Below are 17,548 nucleotides of genomic sequence, written 5' to 3' on the forward strand. Positions count from 1 at the left end.
GGCATCCTGTCGTAGTGTTTGCAATTGGACGCGAAACTAGCTTCGCGCGATGTAATAGCAAGCGGACGCTTCAGCCTTCCGCCGGGCCCAGCCAGTCCGCCATCGCGCGGCCGAGATCGGGCTTGGTGACGCTGGTCATGTGCGTACCGGGCACCTCGACATAGCGTGCGTCGGGCAGCCGCGCGGCCAGGTCCTGCGCGGAGCCGTTGTCGCGGTCCTCGTCGCCGCAGACGACCAGCGTCGGGCAGGCGATCTTCGCGAGCTCCGCGAGGTCGAGGTCCTCCATGCTGCCCAGCAGCAGCCGCGCAGCGACGCGGTCGACCTTCTGCGATTTGAGGAACTGCATCGAGAAATAGGCGGGATCGCCCTTCGGGATCGCATCGAACTCGTCGATCACCCGGATGAAGAAGGCCGCGCGTTTCTGCCATTCGCCGAGCCCATCGATCCCCATCCCGCCGAGAATGAGGCGGGCCGGGTCGAGCGCGCCGGAGGAGACCGCATGGATCGAGGTCCGCGCGCCGAGCGAGAAGCCGGCAAGGTCGTAATCGGTCAGGTCCAGATGATCGACCAGCGCCGCGACATCCTTCACCAGCACGCCCGGCGGATAGGCCTCCGGCGCGCGCGGCGCATCGCTTTCGCCATGCACGCGAAAATCGAGCATGACGACCTCGTAGCCCTGCTCCGCAATCCGCTCCGCATGGCCCCACTTGATCCAATTCATCTGAGCGCTGGAGAACAGGCCGTGCAGCAGCACCAGCGGTCGCGCGCCGGGATCGCCGACCCGATGCAGGGCGAGGCTGGTGCCGTCGAGGGATGGGAAGAATTCGGTCGTACTATCGGTCATGATCAATCCAGTGTCGGGTCGCCGATGGATGCGCGCGCATCGCTCAGCACGGCGGCTCCTTGCCCGCACTCTTCCATTTCTGCATGAGGATCTCGTGCTCGTCCGTACGGATGCGCGGCAGGTGAGACGTATCGAGCCAGGCTTCGTACATGCTTTCCGCGCCGAAATGATGCTTCGGCTCGAACCCGGACGGATCGTCGAAACTTCCGACTGTCAGATCCATATTCTCGGATCCTTCGCGAAAGCGGAAGCCGAGCGGAGTCCCGCACCGGGAGCAGAAGGGGCGCCTGGCAATGGGCGAACTGTCGTACCAGTCGGGTTCGCTATCCCACGCGATAGTCACGTATTTTACCGAGACGAATGCGATCGAAACCCCACCTGTTGCCCTCTGGCACATCCGGCAGTGGCACAAATACGCTTCACCCGGATCGACCATGGCCGAGTAGCGCACACGTCCGCATTGGCACCCGCCGCTCCGCCGCTCTTCCATTCCGTTCGTCCCTCTGCTCGCGTGCTCGATTAACGGAAGTTGCAGTTCGTCCCGCCCCACAAGGTCGCCACCTCGCCATCCTCGATCAGCCCGGAGACGGACATTTCTCCTTCGCCGAGCATGAATTCCTTGCCCAGCGTGCTGTCCTCGAACGCCTCGTAGGTCCCGAGTTCACGCACGGTCTCTTCGCTCATGCCAAGGGTCACGCCATCCGGCCCGGAAAATTCGGCACGTTCGCTCGGTCCGCTGACCGACCAGCCGACGAAGCGCTCCTCCTGGAAATGAGCTACGAAATCGTCGAAGGTCGCAAAGGTGATTTCCCCGGCCGGACAGTCCGGGTTGGTGCCGAATTGCGGGCCACCGAAGACCATCGTCAGTTCTTCGACCACCATGTCCTGCGGTTCGCCGAAATCGAGCAGGACGGCATCGCCACCTGCCTCGGGCGGCGCGATCGTCAGCCCGTCTGCGAGAAGCGAAATCGGGCGGTTGCTCGGCGCATTGGGCGTTTGCGCGGCAATCTCTTCGGCGGTCGGGGTCGCGGGGTCCTCCGCCGTCTCGCCGCACGCGGCGAGCGCCAGCGCTGCCATGCCGATCATCGCAAAACCGAAACGCGCCTTCATCTGCTCTCTCCCACGGGCCTGTTGCGCCGTTAGTGTCAGAGCGATGCGCGCTTCACAAGCGCTCGTCGTCGTCGGAGGCTGGCGGCGGGTCGTCGATGCGCCGGTCGATGATGATCCCGTCCGGCTGCGCAGCCCGGTCCGGCTCCGTATTCCGCGACGCCTCGCGCCAGGAGCCATCGATGGTCGCACCGACACCATCGCCAAAGCCGCCCATCTGGCCGCGCACCCTTGCCAACCGCTTCATCAGGAAGCGGCGGAAGAGCAGCGGCACCAGCAGCGAGATCGCGGCAATGGGCACCGCGATCCACCACAGCCAGTCGAGCCAGTCGACCATGCGGGTAAGCGCGAAGATGATCGCGAATGTGATCGCCCAGCGAAGTGCCCAGCGCCGGACGGCTCGCCCGATCACCGCCGAGGTCTCCCGCTCGATCTGGTCGAGCGACTGGCCCATCTGCGCGGCCATGTGTTCCTGCTGGCGGGGATCGGGGCCGAGCACGGTCCTGCTCAGCCCTTCTTGAGGTGTCGGCGGCCCAGAAGCTCCGCGATCTGCACGGCATTGAGCGCGGCACCTTTGCGCAGGTTGTCGCTGACGCACCACAGGTTGATGCCGTTCTCCACCGTCGGGTCCTCGCGCACGCGGCTGATGTAGGTCGCGCCGTCGCCCACGCTTTCCACCGGCGTGATGTAGCCTTCGTCCTCGCGCTTATCGACCAGCATGATGCCGGGCGCCTCGCGCAGGATATCCTGCGCCTGTTCGGCGGTGATTTCGCGCTCGAACTCGATGGTCACCGCTTCGGAGTGGCCGACGAACACGGGCACGCGCACGCAGGTGGCGGTCAGCTTGATCTTGGGGTCGAGGATCTTCTTGGTCTCGACCACCATCTTCCACTCTTCCTTGGTCGATCCATCGTCGAGGAAGACGTCGATATGCGGGATCACGTTGAACGCGATCTGCTTGGTGAACTTGCTCGGCTCCACCGGATCGCCGACGAAGATCGCGCGGCTCTGCTGGAACAGCTCGTCCATGCCTTCCTTGCCGGCGCCGGAAACCGACTGGTAGGTCGAGACGACCACGCGCTTGATCCCTGCGGCATCGTGCAAGGGCTTCAGCGCCACGACCAGCTGCGCGGTCGAGCAGTTGGGGTTGGCGATGATGTTCTTGGCGGCGTAGCCGTCGATCGCATCCGGGTTCACCTCGGGCACGATCAGCGGCACGTCCGGGTCCATCCGGTAGTGCGAGGAATTGTCGATGACCACGCAGCCTGCCGCAGCAGCCTTCGGCGCATATTCCTTGGCGATGGCGCCACCAGCGGAAAACAGCGCAATGTCCCACCCGGTGAAGTCGAAATGCTCGAGGTTCTTGCACTTGAGCATCTTGCCGCTGTCGCCGAATTCGATCTCGGTGCCCTGGCTGCGCGAGCTGGCCAGCGCGACCACCTCGTCGATCGGGAACTCGCGCTCGGCGAGAACCTGCATCATTTCGCGCCCGACATTGCCCGTCGCGCCTACGATGGCGACTTTGTAGCCCATCAAAAACTCCTGTCCGTGCTGCGCTGCCACATGGGGCCAAGGACGCGATGTCGCAAGCGGAACCGGGTCAAATCACGCCGAACATGTGCAGCACCAGCACCATCAGCGCTCCAAAGGCGAGCAGCGCGCCGGGCAGCGTGATCCAGCGACGGCCGACGTTCTCTTTCAACGCCAGCGCGTTGAGCGTGCCGAACACCAGAAGGAAGACCACGCTCGCTCCGCTGACCAGTCCATCCAGCCCGCCCATCACCGCAAGCGCCAGCGCCAGCGCGGCCAGCGCGAGCACCGCCCATTGCGGCGAGCCATGCGCGTTCTTCCCCACCAGCACATCGGGCAGGCCGCCATCCTGCGCCACTTCGCGCGCCAGCCGCGCGGAACTGAACAGCGTCGCGTTGATCGCGCTCGCGGTGGAGAAAGCGGCGGCGATGGTCACCGCGATCAGGCCCGGCGTGCCCAGCGCCGCCTGCCCGGCCTGCGACAGGGCGACCTCGCCATCCTCGATCACGGCCTGCGTGCCGGTGAGCATCGGCACCGCGAGAGCGACAAGTACGTAAATCAGCGCGGCGCTGCCAATCGCGAGCGGCATGATCCGCCGCATCACCCGCTTGCGGTCCTTCATCTCGTCATAGTCGTAAGCGATCAGCTCGAACCCTTCGTAGGCCATGAACACCGATGCCGCGCCGATCACGATGCCGATCAGCCCCGGTTGCTGCGCAATCGAGAGCTTCTCCACCTCGAACTGCGCAAGGCCCATCGCTGCAAGCCCGGCAAGAATGGTCAGCTTGATCACCACGATGGCAATCTCGACCCCGGCCGCCTGCCCGGCCCCGCGCAGGTTCAGTCCGGTCATGATCAGTATCGCCGCCGCCGCCATCGCTGGCGGGAGCCATGAGAGGCCGCCCGACGCGTGGCCCAGATAGGCGCCGAACGTATAGGCATAGACCGCGCAAGTCAGCACGTATCCCGCCAGCAGCACCCATGCGGAGCCGCGTGCGAGGCGGGTAAATCCCAGATCGCGGAGGAAGCTGTAAACGCCGCCCGCCTCATCCTTGTCGACCGTCAGCGCTGCGAGGCTGTGCCCCGTGGCATAGGCGACCATTCCGCCCAGCACGAAGCTGAGCGTGGCCCAGTGTCCGGCATTGGCGATGACGACGCCCAGCGTGGAAAAAATGCCCCCACCGACCATTCCACCGACCGCGATCGCCCAGACGGCAGCCAGCCCCAGCTGCCCGTCGGCGGACCTTTTCTCGGTCATGCGCGGGCTACTCCGGCGGCGTCACATCATGGCTTTCGAGGAAACGGAAGATCGTGTTCCACAGGTGCGGGCTGATGTTCTCGCCCGATACGCGGTGCGTGTAGCCGGGGTAGAGCATCATCTCGAACGGCACGTTGCCTTCCTGCAGAACCGAAATCAGCTCGGACGAATTTTCGAACACCACATTGTCGTCCGCCATGCCGTGGATCAGCAGCAGCGGATCGCTGATCTTCGTCGCGTTGGGAATGGCGCTGGCGGCCTCGTAAGCCTCCGGCACCAAATTCGGATCGCCCATGAACCGCTCGGTATAATGCGTGTCGTAGAGGCCCCAGCGCGTCACCGGCGCACCCGAGATGCCCGCCGCGTAAAGCCCCGGATCGGCTTGAAGGCGCTTGAGCGTCATGTAGCCGCCATAGGACCAGCCGTAAATCGCGAGCTTGTCCGGATCGACGAAATCGAGCGTCTTGAGGAATTCCGCCCCCGCCTTCTGGTCGCGCACCTCGACCCCGCCCATCGCGCGGTAGAGCGGCTGTTCGAAGGCGACGCCGCGATTGGCCGATCCGCGATTATCCATCGCAAACCAGATATAACCCTGGTCGACCACCGCCTGCGCCAGCGCACCGGTCCAGCTGCGATCGACGATCTGCGGCCCAGGCCCGCCATAGTGATAGATGAAGACGGGGTACTGCTTGCCCGGCTCCATTTCGGGCTTGAGCATCATGTAGTGCAGCGGCGTGCCATCCTCGGCGGGAATCGTGCCGTATTCGGGCATAACGTGGCTGGCGAGATACGGCGCGTAGGGATGGTCCGCGTCGAGCGCGTTTTCCTGCACCCAGGCGAGTCGCTCGCCACTTGTGTCCGCAAGGTAGCTCTGCGTCGGCTGGTCGGGTGCCGACCGGCTGACGAGCAGCGTCTGCGCGTCCTTGTCCATCACGGCGGCGTTAACGAAGCCGGTCTCGGTCAGCCGCGTCTCTGCGCCGCCCTCCATCGGCGCGGCATAGGTGTGGCGTTCGAGCACGTTCTCGACGCCCTGATAATAGATGCGGCCTGCGTCCTCATCGACACCGGTGAGCCCGATCACCGGCTCGGCGCGGTCGGTAACCTTGGTCCAGTCGCTGCCATCGAAGAGATAGAAGTTGCCGATGCCATCGCGCTCGGACCACCACAGTAGGCGACCATCCTTCAGGAAGCGGTAATTGTCGGAAAGATTGATCCAGTAATCCTCGGTCGCGGCTTCCTCGGTGAACCACACCTCGCTCGCACCGGTCGCGGGATCGACCTTGAGCATGTCGAGCCGGGTCTGCTCGCGGTTCTGCCGCTGGACGTAGAGCGCGCTGCCGTCAGGCGCCCAGTCGACCCGGGCGAGATAGATGTCGGTTTCCTCGCCCATGTCCACCTTCACGCGGTTGCCGCTGTCGGGGTCCATGACGAACAGCTCGACGATGGCATTGTCGCTGCCCGCCACGGGGTAGCGCTGGTCGAACACCTTGGTGCCGGTCGCGCCGATGGCGGCGCGGGTCACGACGCCCACCGGCCTCTCGTCGGTCCGCTGCACCGCGATGCGGGTGTCGTCCGGGCCCCACCAGTACCCGGTCAGCCGCGCCATCTCCTCCTGCGCGACGAATTCCGCCTCGCCCCAGCGGATCAGTTCGCCCTCTTTGGGCGTGATCGGCTGCGCGTCCTCGCCGACCGGGCCGACCCATAGCTGACGATCGCGCACGAAGGACACGTATCCGCCCTCTTCGCTCAGCTTGGGATTGAGTTCGCTCTCCTCGGTGTCGGTCAGCCGGGTGACGCTGCCATCGAGTTTCGCCAGATAGAGATCGCCGTCGAGCGGCACGAGCACACCCGACCCATCCGAATTCCACTGATAGGTGATGATGCCCTTGAGGTTGCCCACCCGTGCGCGTTCGCGCTGCATCTTCTCGTCTTCGGACAGCTCACGGCCCGACCCCAGCGCCTCGCTGTCCACCAGCATCGTCCATTCGCCCGTTTCGCGGTCGTACCCCCACAGGTCGTACCGCTCGCGCTCGTCCTCGCGGTTGCGCAGCAGGGTGAGATAGCGTCCGTCGGGCGAAAGCTTGGCCTGCCGTGGGCTTGGCCCGTCGAGGCCGGGGCTGGCGAACACGCGTTCGAAGGTGAGATCGGCGGTCTGGGCGGCTTCGCTGGTCATGGCGTCGCTCTCCTGTGCGGCAAGGGGCGTTGCAAGGGCAAGGATGGCAGCGGCGGCAAGCAGGTGGCGCATGTGATGGGCGATCCCTCGAAACAGGCAAAAGAAAAGGCGCCGCGGTTCTAGACCGCAGCGCCTTTTCGTCAAACCGGTACTGGCAGAAGGGCTCAGTCGGCCTTCTGGTTCGGCGCGTTCTTGGCCGGGCGCGTGTCGCGACGTTCGGCGATACGCGCGCTCTTGCCAGTACGGCCGCGCAGGTAATAGAGCTTCGCACGACGCACGACGCCGCGGCGGACTACGGTGATGGAGTCGACGATCGGCGAGTAGAGCGGGAACACACGCTCCACGCCTTCGCCGAAGCTCATCTTGCGAACGGTGAAGTTGGAACCCATGCCGCGGTTCGAACGCGCGATGACCACGCCTTCGAAGTTCTGAATACGCTCGCGCGTACCTTCGACGACCTTCACGCCGACGCGCACGGTGTCGCCGGGGCGGAAGTCCGGAATATCCTTGCCGAGATTTTCAATCGCCTCGGCTTCGAGTGTCTGGATCAGGTTCATGCCTAATCGTCCTTCGTTTCTCGCTGCGCGCCAGAGGCAGACTGGACCGGAGCACCAGTGTGGCGCTCCCACAAATCCGGCCTGCGTAACCGTGTCATTTCTTCGGAGCGTTGCTTGCGCCACGCCGCGATCTTCGCATGATCCCCCGATCGCAGCACTTCAGGGATCGTGCGCCCTTCCCATTCCTGAGGTCGGGTGTAGTGCGGGTACTCGAGAAGGCCGTCCTCGAACGACTCTTCCGCCCCGCTTGAAGCCGCGCCCATTACTCCGGGAAGCAGCCGAATGCAAGCATCGAGTATTGCGATTGCGGCAGGTTCTCCGCCGGACAGGACGATGTCCGCCAGGCTGACTTCCTCGATCTCGGGCCGCGCGTCGAACAGCCGCTCGTCGAAGCCTTCGAACCGCCCGCAGATGATGGTGACGCCAGGGCCTTCCGCGATCTCGCGGATGCGGGCCTGCGTGATCGGCTTCCCGCGCGGAGTCATCGCAAGCACGGGGATTGCTCTGTCCTCAGTTCGCCCGTCGACAAGCTCAGGACGAACGGTTGTAGCGTCACTCTCAAAATCCGTTCGTGCTGAGCCTGTCGAAGTGCGGGCGGATTTTCGCTCGGCAACTGCATCCAGCGCCGCCGCCAGCACATTGCACTTGAGCACCATGCCCGCCCCGCCGCCGGCAGGCGTGTCGTCGACCGTGCGGTGCTTGTCGGTTGCGAAATCGCGAATCTGTACGGTGTCGAGCGACCACGCACCCTCGCGCAGCGCGCGCCCGGCGAGCGACACGCCGAGCGGGCCGGGAAACATCTCCGGGTACAGGGTCAGAACATTGGCAGCGAAGGTCATTCGAAAACGTCGGGATCGCTCTTGTCGGAGGGCCGCAGAATTTCACCCATTTTGGTCATAGGAGCATGGAGCACAAGTAGCGCGATCATCGAAGCACACCAGATCCAGAAAGTCTCGTACGCCGCAGCAAAATAAGGAAGCCCAGCAGCCGGACTATCGTCCAATTCATCGACACCCCATCTCCAGCGCACCGTCCCAAAAGCCACCAGAGGCGCGCAAACGAATATCGCAAGCGCAGATATGGCGCGCGCACGCTCGGGGGATCGCAAGTACCGATAGGGCACCAGCATCGTCACGGGGGTCAGTAATGCGGCTGCCAAAAGGATGAAAGGCGTGCCGATGAGTTCGCGTTCCATTTTTACCCCCCGCAACCGCCGCAGCCACCGCCGCTGCAGCCCGAGCCGCCATCGCCGCCATCGCCCGCGTAGCCGGCATCTCCGCCGCCATGGCGCATCGCGTGCAGCGGGTCGAGAGGCGTGCCTGCGAGCACCGCGGTACCGAAGATCGCCACGCCCAAAGCCATCTGATCGTTCATGGGCGCGCGCTTGAGCCCGACATTTTCCTCGCGCGCATCCTTCAGCACGCGGATACCCTCGCGCGTGCGGCGCAGGCCCGACAGCAGGCGCCAGCCGATCACCACCAGGCCCAGCACGATCAGCACGGCCAGGATGGCGACGGGCTCGCCCTCGGCGCGGCCCGCCTGCAGGCGGTAGAGGCCCAGCAGCACGATCAGGATCATCGGCACCGCCGCCATCAGCCGTACCGATAGCGCCTCGCCCGATCGGGTCAGCAGGCCCGCTTCGATCAGCGCATCGCGATCCTTCCTGTAACCGCCGTCGATCGCGCGCACGAAGGTGTTCCAGCTGAAGCTGTCGCCCAGGCTCATCAGCCGCGTTTCTGCGCCTCCGCCTGCGCGGCCATCCGCACCATCGCGGGCGCGGACATGGAAGGTCTTGCCCTCCAGCGCCAGCCGTCCCGACGCGAGCAGGCCCGCCATCATCGCTTCGGCATAGCGGCTCTTCCCGCTCGCCAACGCTGCATATTGCCCGGCATCGGCAGGTACGCCCGGTTCGCCCACCGGGCGCAGGATCATCGGCACGACCAGCGCCAGCACCCAGCCGAGCACGACCAGCGCCGAATAGAGAACCAGGAAATCGCGCGCGTCGTATTGCGCCAGGCCAAAGTCCATCATGCCCCCTTCGCTACAGGCCTTCGCTAGAGGATTGCCGCTGCAACCGCTGCGGCCAATGCTATCGCGATTGCCGCCGCCAAGCCAGTGGCACGGCCGACAAGAACGCGGCGCGGCACGATCGCCACATCGACCGGATTAACCCGTACGCTGCGCGGATCGATCACGAAGCGGCGATGCGCATCCGGCCAGATGTCGGCCGGAGCGGGAGCGCCGAAATGCTCTTCATAGCTGGCGAGGGTCCGGGCATACTGGTCGTAATAGCGGGTCCGTTCGACCGTGCCGCCCGCCGTGGGACCATGGTGGAGAGGCATGCGCAAAGCCTCGGGGCAGAACCGCTCCCAGTAATCCCGGGTGAAGGTAAGGTGCAGGTGCCACGCCTGGTCGACCGCGTCGGACGGGGTGACTTCGTGCCCCGCCGCGCAGGCGAGCCAGCAGAAGCGCTTGTATTCGTGAACGACGCGCGCGGCGTGATCGGCGGCCCAGCGGTTTTCGCGCGCGAGCCTCTGCGTAAAGTTAAAGGCGGCGTCGGGCGGTCCGATCTCGAAGGCGGCAAGCCGCTGCCACAGGTCGGTATCGGTCGCGCGCATCGCGCCCTTATCGCGGCGCGGGCACGCTCACGCCAGAGCTAGGCTGCGCATTTCACGAACACGACGCCATCGCCCTCGACCGTGGCCGCACCGATGCTGACCGGATCGTACTGCGCATCGGTCGCCGGTCGCATGATTGCGAGACCGTCGGGCCCGCGCGCTTCGATGGGAAGATCGCCCATCGGCGCGTCGAGATCGATGCGGGGATACTGGTCGAGGATCACCAGCGCACTTTCGTCGTGCCGGCTGATTTCGCCGTCGAGGATCGTGCCCGCCGGACCCGTCTCGATCTGGAAATCGGGATCCGCGCAATCGGCATTCACACTCTTGGCAACCCAGCTGCCGGTCACATAGTCGCGCGTCAGCGCGACGCCGCCCGACCGGGCCGGATCGCGATCTGCTGCCGGCGGGGTCGTACGCTGCATCGAATCGATGATGATCGTGCCATCGCCTTGCTGACAGAAGCTGGCATCGGCCATTTCCGCGCGGACCGACACATAGTCGCCCGGCCCGAAACCGTCCTGCGGGGTGAAGGCGTAGCGCGCGCCGTCGGCAGTCGCCAGCACTTGGCATTCGACGCCGTCCTCGATGCGGCCTTCATAGCTCGCGAGCGCCGGTCGCCCCGATGGTCGCGTGCCCGCTGCGGGGTCCGCGCCCCCATCGGCGCCCGGCAGTGTGTCGGTGTCGTTGCCGCCCGCACAGGCTGCGATGGCCATCAGCGCGGCGATCAGAACTGCTGTGAATTTTCGTTCCGCCATGCCCGGTCAAGCCATCGGCGCAGCCTGTGTTCCGAAATTCGCCAATGCTGGTCCGCGCGCGACCTGTCAGGCTTTCTTGCGGAAATGCATGATGCCCCAGGTGAGCTTGCCCGCATCCGCACCGCGGACCCAGTGCGCCAGTCCTTCGAGCATGCGGTCGACGAAGGCGTCGTCGGTCGACAGCTCGCCACGCTGCGCATCGAGGTCTTCGGCAACCTGTGCGTAGTGGTTGCGCAGCTGCCCGCTGAGATCGTCGACCCGCACCTCGTCCATGCCGCGCTCGCCCAGTGCCTCGCGGTAGAAGCCGAAGCTGGCGAGATTGGCGAGGTGGATGCGATCGTAGATCGGCTGGAGCGAGGAGGTATCCTCGATCCCGTCGGCCTGCATCGGATCGGTGAAGATGAAATCGCCACCCGGCCTCAGCACGCGGGCGACCTCGCTCATCACCGCGCCGCGATCGGGCGCGTGCAGGATCGCGTCCTGGCTCCACACGACATCGAAGGAGGCATCGTCGAAGGGAAGGTCGTCGAAAGATCCCTCGACCACGTCGATGCGGTCTTCCAGCCCCTGTTCGGCGGTCAGCTTGCGATTGCGCGCATTCTCCGCGGGCGCGATATTGAGGCAGGTGACATGGCCCGCGCCATGTTCGCTCAAGATCCGGCGGGCGCCCCCGCCATAGCCGGATCCGATGTCGAGCACCTTCTTGCCGGCCAGAGCGCCGACCGTCGCGGCCATGCGATCGACCGTGCGGCGGCTCGCCTCGCGGATATCCTTCGTGTCGTCGTAAAGACCGACATGGATATCCTCGCCGCCCCAGACGGTGGAATAGAACTCCACCGCATCGTCGCTGGTGTAATAATCGCGCGCGGTATCGGTCGTCGCTTCGGTAACTGCCTGCGTCTGGGCGTCACTCGGCATATTCTTTTTCCGCCACGTGGATGAAGAAATCGGGCGTCTCGCCATTATCGGACTGCTGGAAGTCGCCGTAGGTGTGGATCTGCTGGAAGCCCACATCCTCGAGCAGGCCGCGCACGTAGCTTTTCCTCAGCGGAAACATGTTGAGGAAATATTCCGACTTGTCGGGGAAGGTGTATTTGAACCGCGCAAGGCTGTCGTCGACATAGTCGGGCTCGGCGGTCACCTGATCGCCGCAGTAGTAGTATTTGTGCTTCGTGCTGAAGCCGTCGTCCAGAATGCCATCATAGTTCCGCTGGTCGATGATGAGCACGCCGTCATGCTTGAGCGCCGCATAGAACTCGGCAAGCGCACGGCGCCGGTCGTTCTCGTCATGCAGGTGGGTGAAGCTGTTGCCGAGGCAAATGATCGCATCGAACTTGCCGTGCACGTCCTTGTTGAGCCAGCGCCAGTCGGCATGGACCGTCTTGAGCACGAGGTCCTCGTTGGCGGCGTTCTGGAACGCCATGGCAAGCATCTCGGCCGAGCCATCGGCCGACGTCACATCGAAGCCGTTCTTGAGCAGCTGGACCGAATGGAAGCCCGTGCCGGTGGCGACGTCGAGCACCGACTTCTTGCCGCGCCCGGCGAGGATGTCGACGAAGAAGCGCCCTTCGCTCTGCGCCCGCGCGTCCCAGTCGATCAGCTCATCCCACTTCTCGACGAAGCCGCGGACATATTCCTTCTGATAGCTTTCGGTATCGCGGACGGCGTGCGGGTCTGCGCCGTAATCCTGGGTCGATTCGGGCGCGAATGCGCGCTTCTCGGTCTCGGTCTTCATCGTGGCTGTCCCTCGCGCGTCATACCGGACGAAGTCTCCCGTCGTGAGACCCTCCGGTGGTGATGGGAAGCCCTCCTGTCGAATGCGGAAGGCCCATAGATTATCGCGTAGGCGGCTTAGAACATACCCGGCAGGGTCATTACAACCGCACTGTTTCCCTTACGGCAGGAAAGCGCGCGCCAGCACCAATCGTTCCGAGTTCCAGTCGAGAACGGCGGCGGGGATCAGCGGCACGAGGAACGGTGTGCCGTCGTCGGGGGCGATCTCGACGATGTCGGTTGCCCCGTAATTCATGATGTTAGTGGTCATGCCGATCGGCTCGCCGCCTTCGGTCACGACCGGCAGTCCGATCAGGTCGGCGTGATAAAATTCGTCCTCGTCCAGCGGCGGCAACGCGGACCGGGAGACGGTGAGGACGGTGCCTCGCAAAGCTTCGGCGGCGGTACGATCGGCGACTTCGGCAAAGCGGGCGATGGCCCCCCCCTTGTTGTCGGAGCGGATCTTCGTGGGGGTGAGAGCCCCGTCATTGAAGGATTTCTGGGCCTTCAGCGTCTCGACGTCGTCACCGAACAGCTTCAGACGGACCTCGCCCGTTACCCCGTGCGCGCCAATGATGGCTGCCAAAACGATCTCGGAGCGGGCAACAGGCGTGTCGGATGCACTGGGCATTATGCCTCAACCCAATATCCGCTCGCCCTGAGCCTGTCGAAGGGCCGCCTGCCCTTCTTCCAGCGCACGGCTAGAGAAGAGCAATTCTTCGACAAGCTCAGGATGAGCGGCTTTCTGTCCTAGCCCTCGGCCTTTTCTTCGCCGGCGTCTTCCTTGGCGTCTTCGGTGGGAGCTTCTTCGGTGGGAGCTTCTTCAGCGGCTGCTTCTTCCGCCGGCGCTTCTTCGGCCTTGGCCTCTTCCTCGGCCGGAGCTTCTTCGGCGGCCTTCAGCGCTTCGGCTGCTTCGGCTTCCTTGGCGGCCTTTTCTTCGGCGCGTTCCTTGGCCTTCTCGCCCGGCTCGGCCTTGTTCGGATTGTTGCGCGCCTTGCGCTCCTGGATGCCGGCGGCATCGAGGAAGCGGGCCACGCGATCGCTCGGCTGCGCGCCGACGCCGAGCCAGTACTTGGCGCGGTCTTCGTTCAGCTGGACGCGCTTCTCGTCGTCCTTGGCGAGGAGCGGGTTGTAGGTGCCGATCTGCTCGAGATAGCGGCCGTCACGCGGATAGCGCGAGTCCGCGGCCACGATGCGGTAATAGGGGCGCTTCTTGGCGCCGCCGCGCGAAAGTCGAAGTGAAATAGCCATATTGGTTCGTCCTTAGGTTTTTGTCTGTCGTTTTCGGTTATTTCTTGGGCAAAAGCTTTTGGAGGTCGGGGGGCAGCTTGCTCATGTCGACATCGCCCATGCCCTGCCCGTCCATGCCGGGCAGCGAGCCACCCTTGCCGCCCATGCCGGGAAGGCCACCCATACCGCCGCCTCCGCCAAGCATCGCGGCAAGGCCCTTCATCCCGCCCATCTTCTTGATCTGCTTCATCGCGCGGGACATTTCCTGGTGCATCTTGAGCACCTTGTTCACGTCCTGCACCTGCGTGCCGCTGCCCGCCGCCACGCGCTTCTTGCGCTTGGCATTGAGCAGTGCGGGATTGCCGCGTTCCTTGGGCGTCATCGAGCCGATGATCGCATCCATGTGGACCAGCACCTTGTCGTCCATGCCGCTGGCCTGCATCGCCTGCTTGGCCTTCTTCATGCCCGGCATCATGCCCGCCAGCATGCCGAGGCCGCCCATCTTCTGCATCTGGGAGAGCTGGCTGCGAAGGTCGTTCAGGTCGAACTGCCCCTTCATCATCCGCTCGGCAGCACGCTCGGCCTCTGCCTGGTCGATCGTCGCCGCAGCCTTTTCGACCAGCGAGACGACATCCCCCATGCCGAGGATGCGTTCGGCAACCCGGCGCGGGTGGAAGGCTTCGAGCGCGTCGAGCTTTTCGCCGACGCCTGCAAACTTGATCGGCTTGCCGGTGACCGCGCGCATCGAAAGCGCCGCACCGCCGCGCGCATCGCCGTCCATCCGGGTGAGAACCACGCCGGTCAGCGGTACTTCGTCGGAGAAGCTCTGCGCGACGTTGACCGCGTCCTGCCCGGTCAGGCTGTCGACCACCAGCAGCACTTCGGTCGGCGTCGCCACCGAAGCCACCGCCTTCATCTCGGCCATCAGCGCTTCGTCGACATGCAGGCGGCCCGCGGTGTCGAGCAGCACCACATCGACGTTGCGCAGCTTGGCCGAGTCGAGCGCGCGCTTGGCGATATCGACCGGCTGCTGGCCTTCGACGATCGGCAGCGTGTCGACCTGCGCCTGCTCGCCCAGCACCGCGAGCTGTTCCTGCGCGGCGGGGCGATTGACGTCGAGCGAGGCCATCATGGCCTTCTTGCCGTGCTTTTCGCGGATCAGCTTGCCGAGCTTGGCGGTGCTGGTCGTCTTACCCGAACCCTGCAGACCAACCATCATGATGACGACCGGCGGCTTGGCGTCGAGCGTCAGCGGGACATGGCCATCATCGCCCTCCGCCCCACCAAGCATCGCGACCAGCTCGTCATTGACGATCTTGACCACCTGCTGGCCCGGTGTGACCGACTTGAGGACGCTTTCGCCGACCGCCTTCTCGGTGACCTTCTCGATGAAATCGCGCGCGACCGGCAGCGCCACGTCGGCTTCGAGCAGCGCGATCCGCACTTCGCGCATCGCATCGCGCACGTCCTGTTCGCGCAGGGCACCACGCCCGCGCAAGCGGTCGAAGGTATTGCCAAGGCGATCCGACAGCGCGTCGAACATCAGGTCACTCCAATTCATCCCGCACGGGATAAACGCGAAAAACGCCGGCGGACGAAACCTCGTCGGCCAGCGTCGGGGCGGTGCCCCTTCTGCTACTCAATTCGGACAGCGAGCTGTCCATGAAACCGGTGGTGGAGCCTAGCGGGATCGAACCGCTGACCTCTACAATGCCATTGTAGCGCTCTCCCAGCTGAGCTAAGGCCCCGGCCGGTTTCTGGCCCACCCCCAAACGAATGGAAGGCGGACCGGGAGGCGCCCTTTAGAAAGCGCGCCTCCGATTGGCAAGCCCAATATCAGTTTGGGCGCATCAGGTATCGTCGGAATCGTCGTCGTCGCCCTTGGACTTCGACACGCCGAGGTCGTCGTCGCCGCCAAGGTCCACCTCGTTGTCGGGCGAATCCTCGTCGTCGTCGACGTCGATATCTTCCAGGTCGTCGCCAGCCAGATCGCTGTCGGCTTCCTTTTCCTTCTTCTTCTTGTCCTCTTCCTCGAACGGAATCGGCTGCTTGGACTTGAGCACGGGCTCAGGCGTCCACTCGTTCCCGCATTCGATGCAGGTCACCGGATCGTCGTTGGTGAGGTCATAAAAACGCGTGCCGCATTTGGGGCAGGTACGCTTGGTGCCCCATTCGGGTTTGACCATGTCGGATATATTCCTTGTTGCGGGCGCTGCCTCTTTGCGCGCGCCGGGTAGATTCGTGAGAACTGACTTGGGGGCAACTCGCGCCCGAATCAAGAATGGCGCGCGCCTTGCCATGCAGCTTTGCGGGTGTCAAAGCCCGGCACCCTTTGCAAAGAGCCGTCCATGCAGAATTCACCCTCCCCGCAGACCTTCCGACCCGCCAGCCCGCTGCGGGGAAGCATCGCGGTGCCGGGCGACAAGTCGATCAGCCATCGCGCGCTGATTCTGGGCGCCTGCGCCGTGGGCGAAACGCGCGTTTCCGGCCTGCTTGAGGGTGAAGACGTGCTTGCCACCGCCGCCGCACTGCGGAGCATGGGGGCGGATATCGAGAGAACCGGCGATGGCGAGTGGCGCATCCATGGCGTCGGCGTCGGCGGACTGCTGCAACCCGATGCCGCGATCGATTGCGGTAATAGCGGGACTTCGGCCCGCCTGTTGATGGGGCTGGTCGCGAGCCACGGGATCACCGCGAGCTTCACGGGCGATGCAAGCCTGTCGAAGCGCCCGATGGGCCGCGTGATCGAGCCGCTCTCCCGGATGGGTGCAGGCTTCACGTCCTCGCCGGGTGGCCGTATGCCGCTGATGCTCGAAGGCGCAGACCCGGCGGTGCCAATCAGCTATCGCCTGCCGGTGGCGAGCGCGCAGGTCAAAAGCGCGGTCCTGCTCGCCGGGCTGAACACGCCGGGAATCACCACCGTGATCGAGCCGGTCCCCACCCGCGACCATAGCGAACGCATGCTGCGTGGCTTCGGGGCACAGATCGAGGTGGGTGAGGAAGATGGAGCGCGCGTCATCCGCCTGACCGGACAGGTGGATCTGCAGCCGCAGGTGCTGACCGTGCCGGGCGATCCGTCTTCGGCCGCGTTCTTCATGGTCGCCGCCACACTCGTCGAAAGCAGCGACCTGACGATCCGCAATGTCGGGATGAACCCGACCCGCGCGGGATTCGTCGGCGTGCTGCGCGACATGGGGGCCAGTATCGAAGAAGTCGACGCCCGCGAAGTCGGCGGTGAGCCGGTCGCGGACCTGAGGGTCCGCCATGCTCCGCTGACGGGCATCGAAATCGATCCCGCCCTCGCCCCCTCGATGATCGACGAATTCCCGGTCCTGTTCGTCGCCGCAGCGCTGGCGCAGGGCACCACGATCACGCGCGGGCTGGAAGAATTGCGCGTGAAGGAAAGCGATCGCCTCGCCACGATGGCCGCGGCGCTCACCAGTATCGGCGCGCGGGTGGAAGAGAACGAGAACGGGTTGACGGTCCACGGCACCGGCGGCGAGCCGCTTCGCGGATCGGCCAATGCACGGGTGAAGACGCACCTGGACCATCGGATCGCCATGAGCATGGCAGTCGCCGGTCTCGCCAGCCGCGACGGAGTGGAGATCGACGACGCCTCCCCCATCGCAACCAGCTTCCCCGGCTTTGAAAGCTTGCTCGAACAGGCTAGTTCGCCAGAAGCCGCCTGATCGTATCCAGA

20 protein-coding genes and 1 tRNA gene are annotated in these 17,548 nt (G+C 64.8%); 1 reads left to right on the forward strand and 20 read right to left on the reverse strand.

The window, feature by feature from the left end:
• Window positions 1–70 precede the first annotated feature (70 nt).
• The 20 genes from DL238_RS13860 to DL238_RS13950 form a co-directional block, all read right to left on the reverse strand.
• Window positions 71–844, reverse strand: coding sequence for an alpha/beta fold hydrolase (locus DL238_RS13860; RefSeq protein ID WP_115493048.1), 774 nt, complete (start codon window positions 842–844; stop codon window positions 71–73).
• Window positions 845–887: 43 nt separating this feature from the next.
• Window positions 888–1,334 carry a GFA family protein gene (locus DL238_RS13865; RefSeq protein WP_115493049.1) on the reverse strand — a complete coding sequence of 149 codons (447 nt, stop codon included), beginning with the start codon at window positions 1,332–1,334 and terminating at the stop codon, window positions 888–890.
• A gap of 29 nt (window positions 1,335–1,363) precedes the next feature.
• Complete coding sequence (locus tag DL238_RS13870) at window positions 1,364–1,954, reverse strand: hypothetical protein (RefSeq protein WP_115493050.1); 591 nt, start codon at window positions 1,952–1,954, stop codon at window positions 1,364–1,366.
• Between the two features lie 52 nt (window positions 1,955–2,006).
• On the reverse strand, window positions 2,007–2,417 hold the full coding sequence (locus DL238_RS13875; protein WP_199801469.1) for a hypothetical protein: 411 nt from the start codon (window positions 2,415–2,417) through the stop codon (window positions 2,007–2,009).
• 41 nt (window positions 2,418–2,458) lie between these two features.
• On the reverse strand, window positions 2,459–3,484 hold the full coding sequence (locus tag DL238_RS13880; RefSeq protein ID WP_115493052.1) for an aspartate-semialdehyde dehydrogenase: 1,026 nt from the start codon (window positions 3,482–3,484) through the stop codon (window positions 2,459–2,461).
• 67 nt (window positions 3,485–3,551) lie between these two features.
• The gene (locus DL238_RS13885; RefSeq protein ID WP_115493053.1) at window positions 3,552–4,739 is read right to left on the reverse strand and encodes an APC family permease; all 1,188 of its coding nucleotides are present in this window, start codon (window positions 4,737–4,739) and stop codon (window positions 3,552–3,554) included.
• Between the two features lie 7 nt (window positions 4,740–4,746).
• On the reverse strand, window positions 4,747–6,984 hold the full coding sequence (locus tag DL238_RS13890; protein WP_115493054.1) for a S9 family peptidase: 2,238 nt from the start codon (window positions 6,982–6,984) through the stop codon (window positions 4,747–4,749).
• A gap of 92 nt (window positions 6,985–7,076) precedes the next feature.
• Window positions 7,077–7,469 (reverse strand): 50S ribosomal protein L19, encoded by a 393-nt coding sequence (rplS, locus tag DL238_RS13895; protein WP_115493055.1) that lies wholly within the window; start codon window positions 7,467–7,469, stop codon window positions 7,077–7,079.
• Window positions 7,470–7,471: 2 nt separating this feature from the next.
• Window positions 7,472–8,308 carry a tRNA (guanosine(37)-N1)-methyltransferase TrmD gene (gene trmD / locus DL238_RS13900; protein WP_115493056.1) on the reverse strand — a complete coding sequence of 279 codons (837 nt, stop codon included), beginning with the start codon at window positions 8,306–8,308 and terminating at the stop codon, window positions 7,472–7,474.
• Window positions 8,305–8,664: a hypothetical protein gene (locus DL238_RS13905; protein ID WP_115493057.1), complete on the reverse strand. Its 360-nt coding sequence runs from the start codon at window positions 8,662–8,664 to the stop codon at window positions 8,305–8,307. The genes trmD and DL238_RS13905 overlap by 4 nt, the downstream gene beginning before the upstream one ends.
• Before the next feature lie 2 nt (window positions 8,665–8,666).
• Window positions 8,667–9,500: a TIGR04222 domain-containing membrane protein gene (locus DL238_RS13910; RefSeq protein WP_234031117.1), complete on the reverse strand. Its 834-nt coding sequence runs from the start codon at window positions 9,498–9,500 to the stop codon at window positions 8,667–8,669.
• Window positions 9,501–9,523: 23 nt separating this feature from the next.
• Window positions 9,524–10,087 carry a glycine-rich domain-containing protein gene (locus tag DL238_RS13915; RefSeq protein ID WP_115493058.1) on the reverse strand — a complete coding sequence of 188 codons (564 nt, stop codon included), beginning with the start codon at window positions 10,085–10,087 and terminating at the stop codon, window positions 9,524–9,526.
• 38 nt (window positions 10,088–10,125) lie between these two features.
• Window positions 10,126–10,845, reverse strand: a complete 720-nt coding sequence (locus DL238_RS13920; RefSeq protein ID WP_115493059.1) for a DUF5818 domain-containing protein — start codon at window positions 10,843–10,845, stop codon at window positions 10,126–10,128.
• 66 nt (window positions 10,846–10,911) lie between these two features.
• Window positions 10,912–11,763: a methyltransferase domain-containing protein gene (locus tag DL238_RS16195; protein ID WP_181883961.1), complete on the reverse strand. Its 852-nt coding sequence runs from the start codon at window positions 11,761–11,763 to the stop codon at window positions 10,912–10,914.
• Window positions 11,753–12,580: a glycine/sarcosine N-methyltransferase gene (locus tag DL238_RS16200; protein WP_181883962.1), complete on the reverse strand. Its 828-nt coding sequence runs from the start codon at window positions 12,578–12,580 to the stop codon at window positions 11,753–11,755. The genes DL238_RS16195 and DL238_RS16200 overlap by 11 nt, the downstream gene beginning before the upstream one ends.
• A 159-nt stretch (window positions 12,581–12,739) precedes the next feature.
• Window positions 12,740–13,249 carry a ribosome maturation factor RimM gene (rimM, locus tag DL238_RS13930; RefSeq protein ID WP_115493060.1) on the reverse strand — a complete coding sequence of 170 codons (510 nt, stop codon included), beginning with the start codon at window positions 13,247–13,249 and terminating at the stop codon, window positions 12,740–12,742.
• A 119-nt stretch (window positions 13,250–13,368) separates the two neighbouring features.
• Window positions 13,369–13,869 carry a 30S ribosomal protein S16 gene (gene rpsP / locus DL238_RS13935; RefSeq protein ID WP_115493061.1) on the reverse strand — a complete coding sequence of 167 codons (501 nt, stop codon included), beginning with the start codon at window positions 13,867–13,869 and terminating at the stop codon, window positions 13,369–13,371.
• 37 nt (window positions 13,870–13,906) lie between these two features.
• Window positions 13,907–15,391, reverse strand: coding sequence for a signal recognition particle protein (gene ffh, locus DL238_RS13940; protein WP_115493062.1), 1,485 nt, complete (start codon window positions 15,389–15,391; stop codon window positions 13,907–13,909).
• Between the two features lie 129 nt (window positions 15,392–15,520).
• Window positions 15,521–15,596, reverse strand: a tRNA-Ala gene (locus tag DL238_RS13945).
• A 102-nt stretch (window positions 15,597–15,698) separates the two neighbouring features.
• Entirely contained in the window at window positions 15,699–16,034 is a 336-nt protein-coding gene (locus DL238_RS13950; protein ID WP_115493063.1) for a TIGR02300 family protein, read from the reverse strand.
• A gap of 162 nt (window positions 16,035–16,196) precedes the next feature.
• Here DL238_RS13950 and aroA point away from each other — a divergent pair, with 162 nt between their 5' ends.
• On the forward strand, window positions 16,197–17,537 hold the full coding sequence (gene aroA / locus DL238_RS13955) for a 3-phosphoshikimate 1-carboxyvinyltransferase (RefSeq protein ID WP_115493064.1): 1,341 nt from the start codon (window positions 16,197–16,199) through the stop codon (window positions 17,535–17,537).
• Window positions 17,538–17,548: the final 11 nt, after the last annotated feature.

Origin of the sequence: Alteriqipengyuania lutimaris, from assembly GCF_003363135.1 — a bacterium.
Taxonomy (GTDB): Bacteria; Pseudomonadota; Alphaproteobacteria; order Sphingomonadales; family Sphingomonadaceae; genus Alteriqipengyuania; species Alteriqipengyuania lutimaris.

Excerpts from the sequence above, each read along its gene's own strand:
- DL238_RS16195 (WP_181883961.1), bottom strand. The coding sequence starts at position 11,763 with ATGCCGAGTGACGCCCAGACGCAGGCAGTTACCGAAGCGACGACCGAT.
- DL238_RS13875 (WP_199801469.1), bottom strand. The coding sequence starts at position 2,417 with ATGGCCGCGCAGATGGGCCAGTCGCTCGACCAGATCGAGCGGGAGACC.
- DL238_RS16200 (WP_181883962.1), bottom strand. The coding sequence starts at position 12,580 with ATGAAGACCGAGACCGAGAAGCGCGCATTCGCGCCCGAATCGACCCAG.
- rimM (WP_115493060.1), bottom strand. The coding sequence starts at position 13,249 with ATGCCCAGTGCATCCGACACGCCTGTTGCCCGCTCCGAGATCGTTTTG.
- DL238_RS13865 (WP_115493049.1), bottom strand. The coding sequence starts at position 1,334 with ATGGAAGAGCGGCGGAGCGGCGGGTGCCAATGCGGACGTGTGCGCTAC.
- rplS (WP_115493055.1), bottom strand. The coding sequence starts at position 7,469 with ATGAACCTGATCCAGACACTCGAAGCCGAGGCGATTGAAAATCTCGGC.
- trmD (WP_115493056.1), bottom strand. The coding sequence starts at position 8,308 with ATGACCTTCGCTGCCAATGTTCTGACCCTGTACCCGGAGATGTTTCCC.
- DL238_RS13885 (WP_115493053.1), bottom strand. The coding sequence starts at position 4,739 with ATGACCGAGAAAAGGTCCGCCGACGGGCAGCTGGGGCTGGCTGCCGTC.
- DL238_RS13920 (WP_115493059.1), bottom strand. The coding sequence starts at position 10,845 with ATGGCGGAACGAAAATTCACAGCAGTTCTGATCGCCGCGCTGATGGCC.
- ffh (WP_115493062.1), bottom strand. The coding sequence starts at position 15,391 with ATGTTCGACGCGCTGTCGGATCGCCTTGGCAATACCTTCGACCGCTTG.
- DL238_RS13890 (WP_115493054.1), bottom strand. The coding sequence starts at position 6,984 with ATGCGCCACCTGCTTGCCGCCGCTGCCATCCTTGCCCTTGCAACGCCC.
- DL238_RS13910 (WP_234031117.1), bottom strand. The coding sequence starts at position 9,500 with ATGATGGACTTTGGCCTGGCGCAATACGACGCGCGCGATTTCCTGGTT.
- DL238_RS13905 (WP_115493057.1), bottom strand. The coding sequence starts at position 8,664 with ATGGAACGCGAACTCATCGGCACGCCTTTCATCCTTTTGGCAGCCGCA.
- DL238_RS13880 (WP_115493052.1), bottom strand. The coding sequence starts at position 3,484 with ATGGGCTACAAAGTCGCCATCGTAGGCGCGACGGGCAATGTCGGGCGC.
- DL238_RS13915 (WP_115493058.1), bottom strand. The coding sequence starts at position 10,087 with ATGCGCGCGACCGATACCGACCTGTGGCAGCGGCTTGCCGCCTTCGAG.
- DL238_RS13860 (WP_115493048.1), bottom strand. The coding sequence starts at position 844 with ATGACCGATAGTACGACCGAATTCTTCCCATCCCTCGACGGCACCAGC.
- rpsP (WP_115493061.1), bottom strand. The coding sequence starts at position 13,869 with ATGGCTATTTCACTTCGACTTTCGCGCGGCGGCGCCAAGAAGCGCCCC.
- DL238_RS13950 (WP_115493063.1), bottom strand. The coding sequence starts at position 16,034 with ATGGTCAAACCCGAATGGGGCACCAAGCGTACCTGCCCCAAATGCGGC.
- DL238_RS13870 (WP_115493050.1), bottom strand. The coding sequence starts at position 1,954 with ATGAAGGCGCGTTTCGGTTTTGCGATGATCGGCATGGCAGCGCTGGCG.
- aroA (WP_115493064.1), top strand. The coding sequence starts at position 16,197 with ATGCAGAATTCACCCTCCCCGCAGACCTTCCGACCCGCCAGCCCGCTG.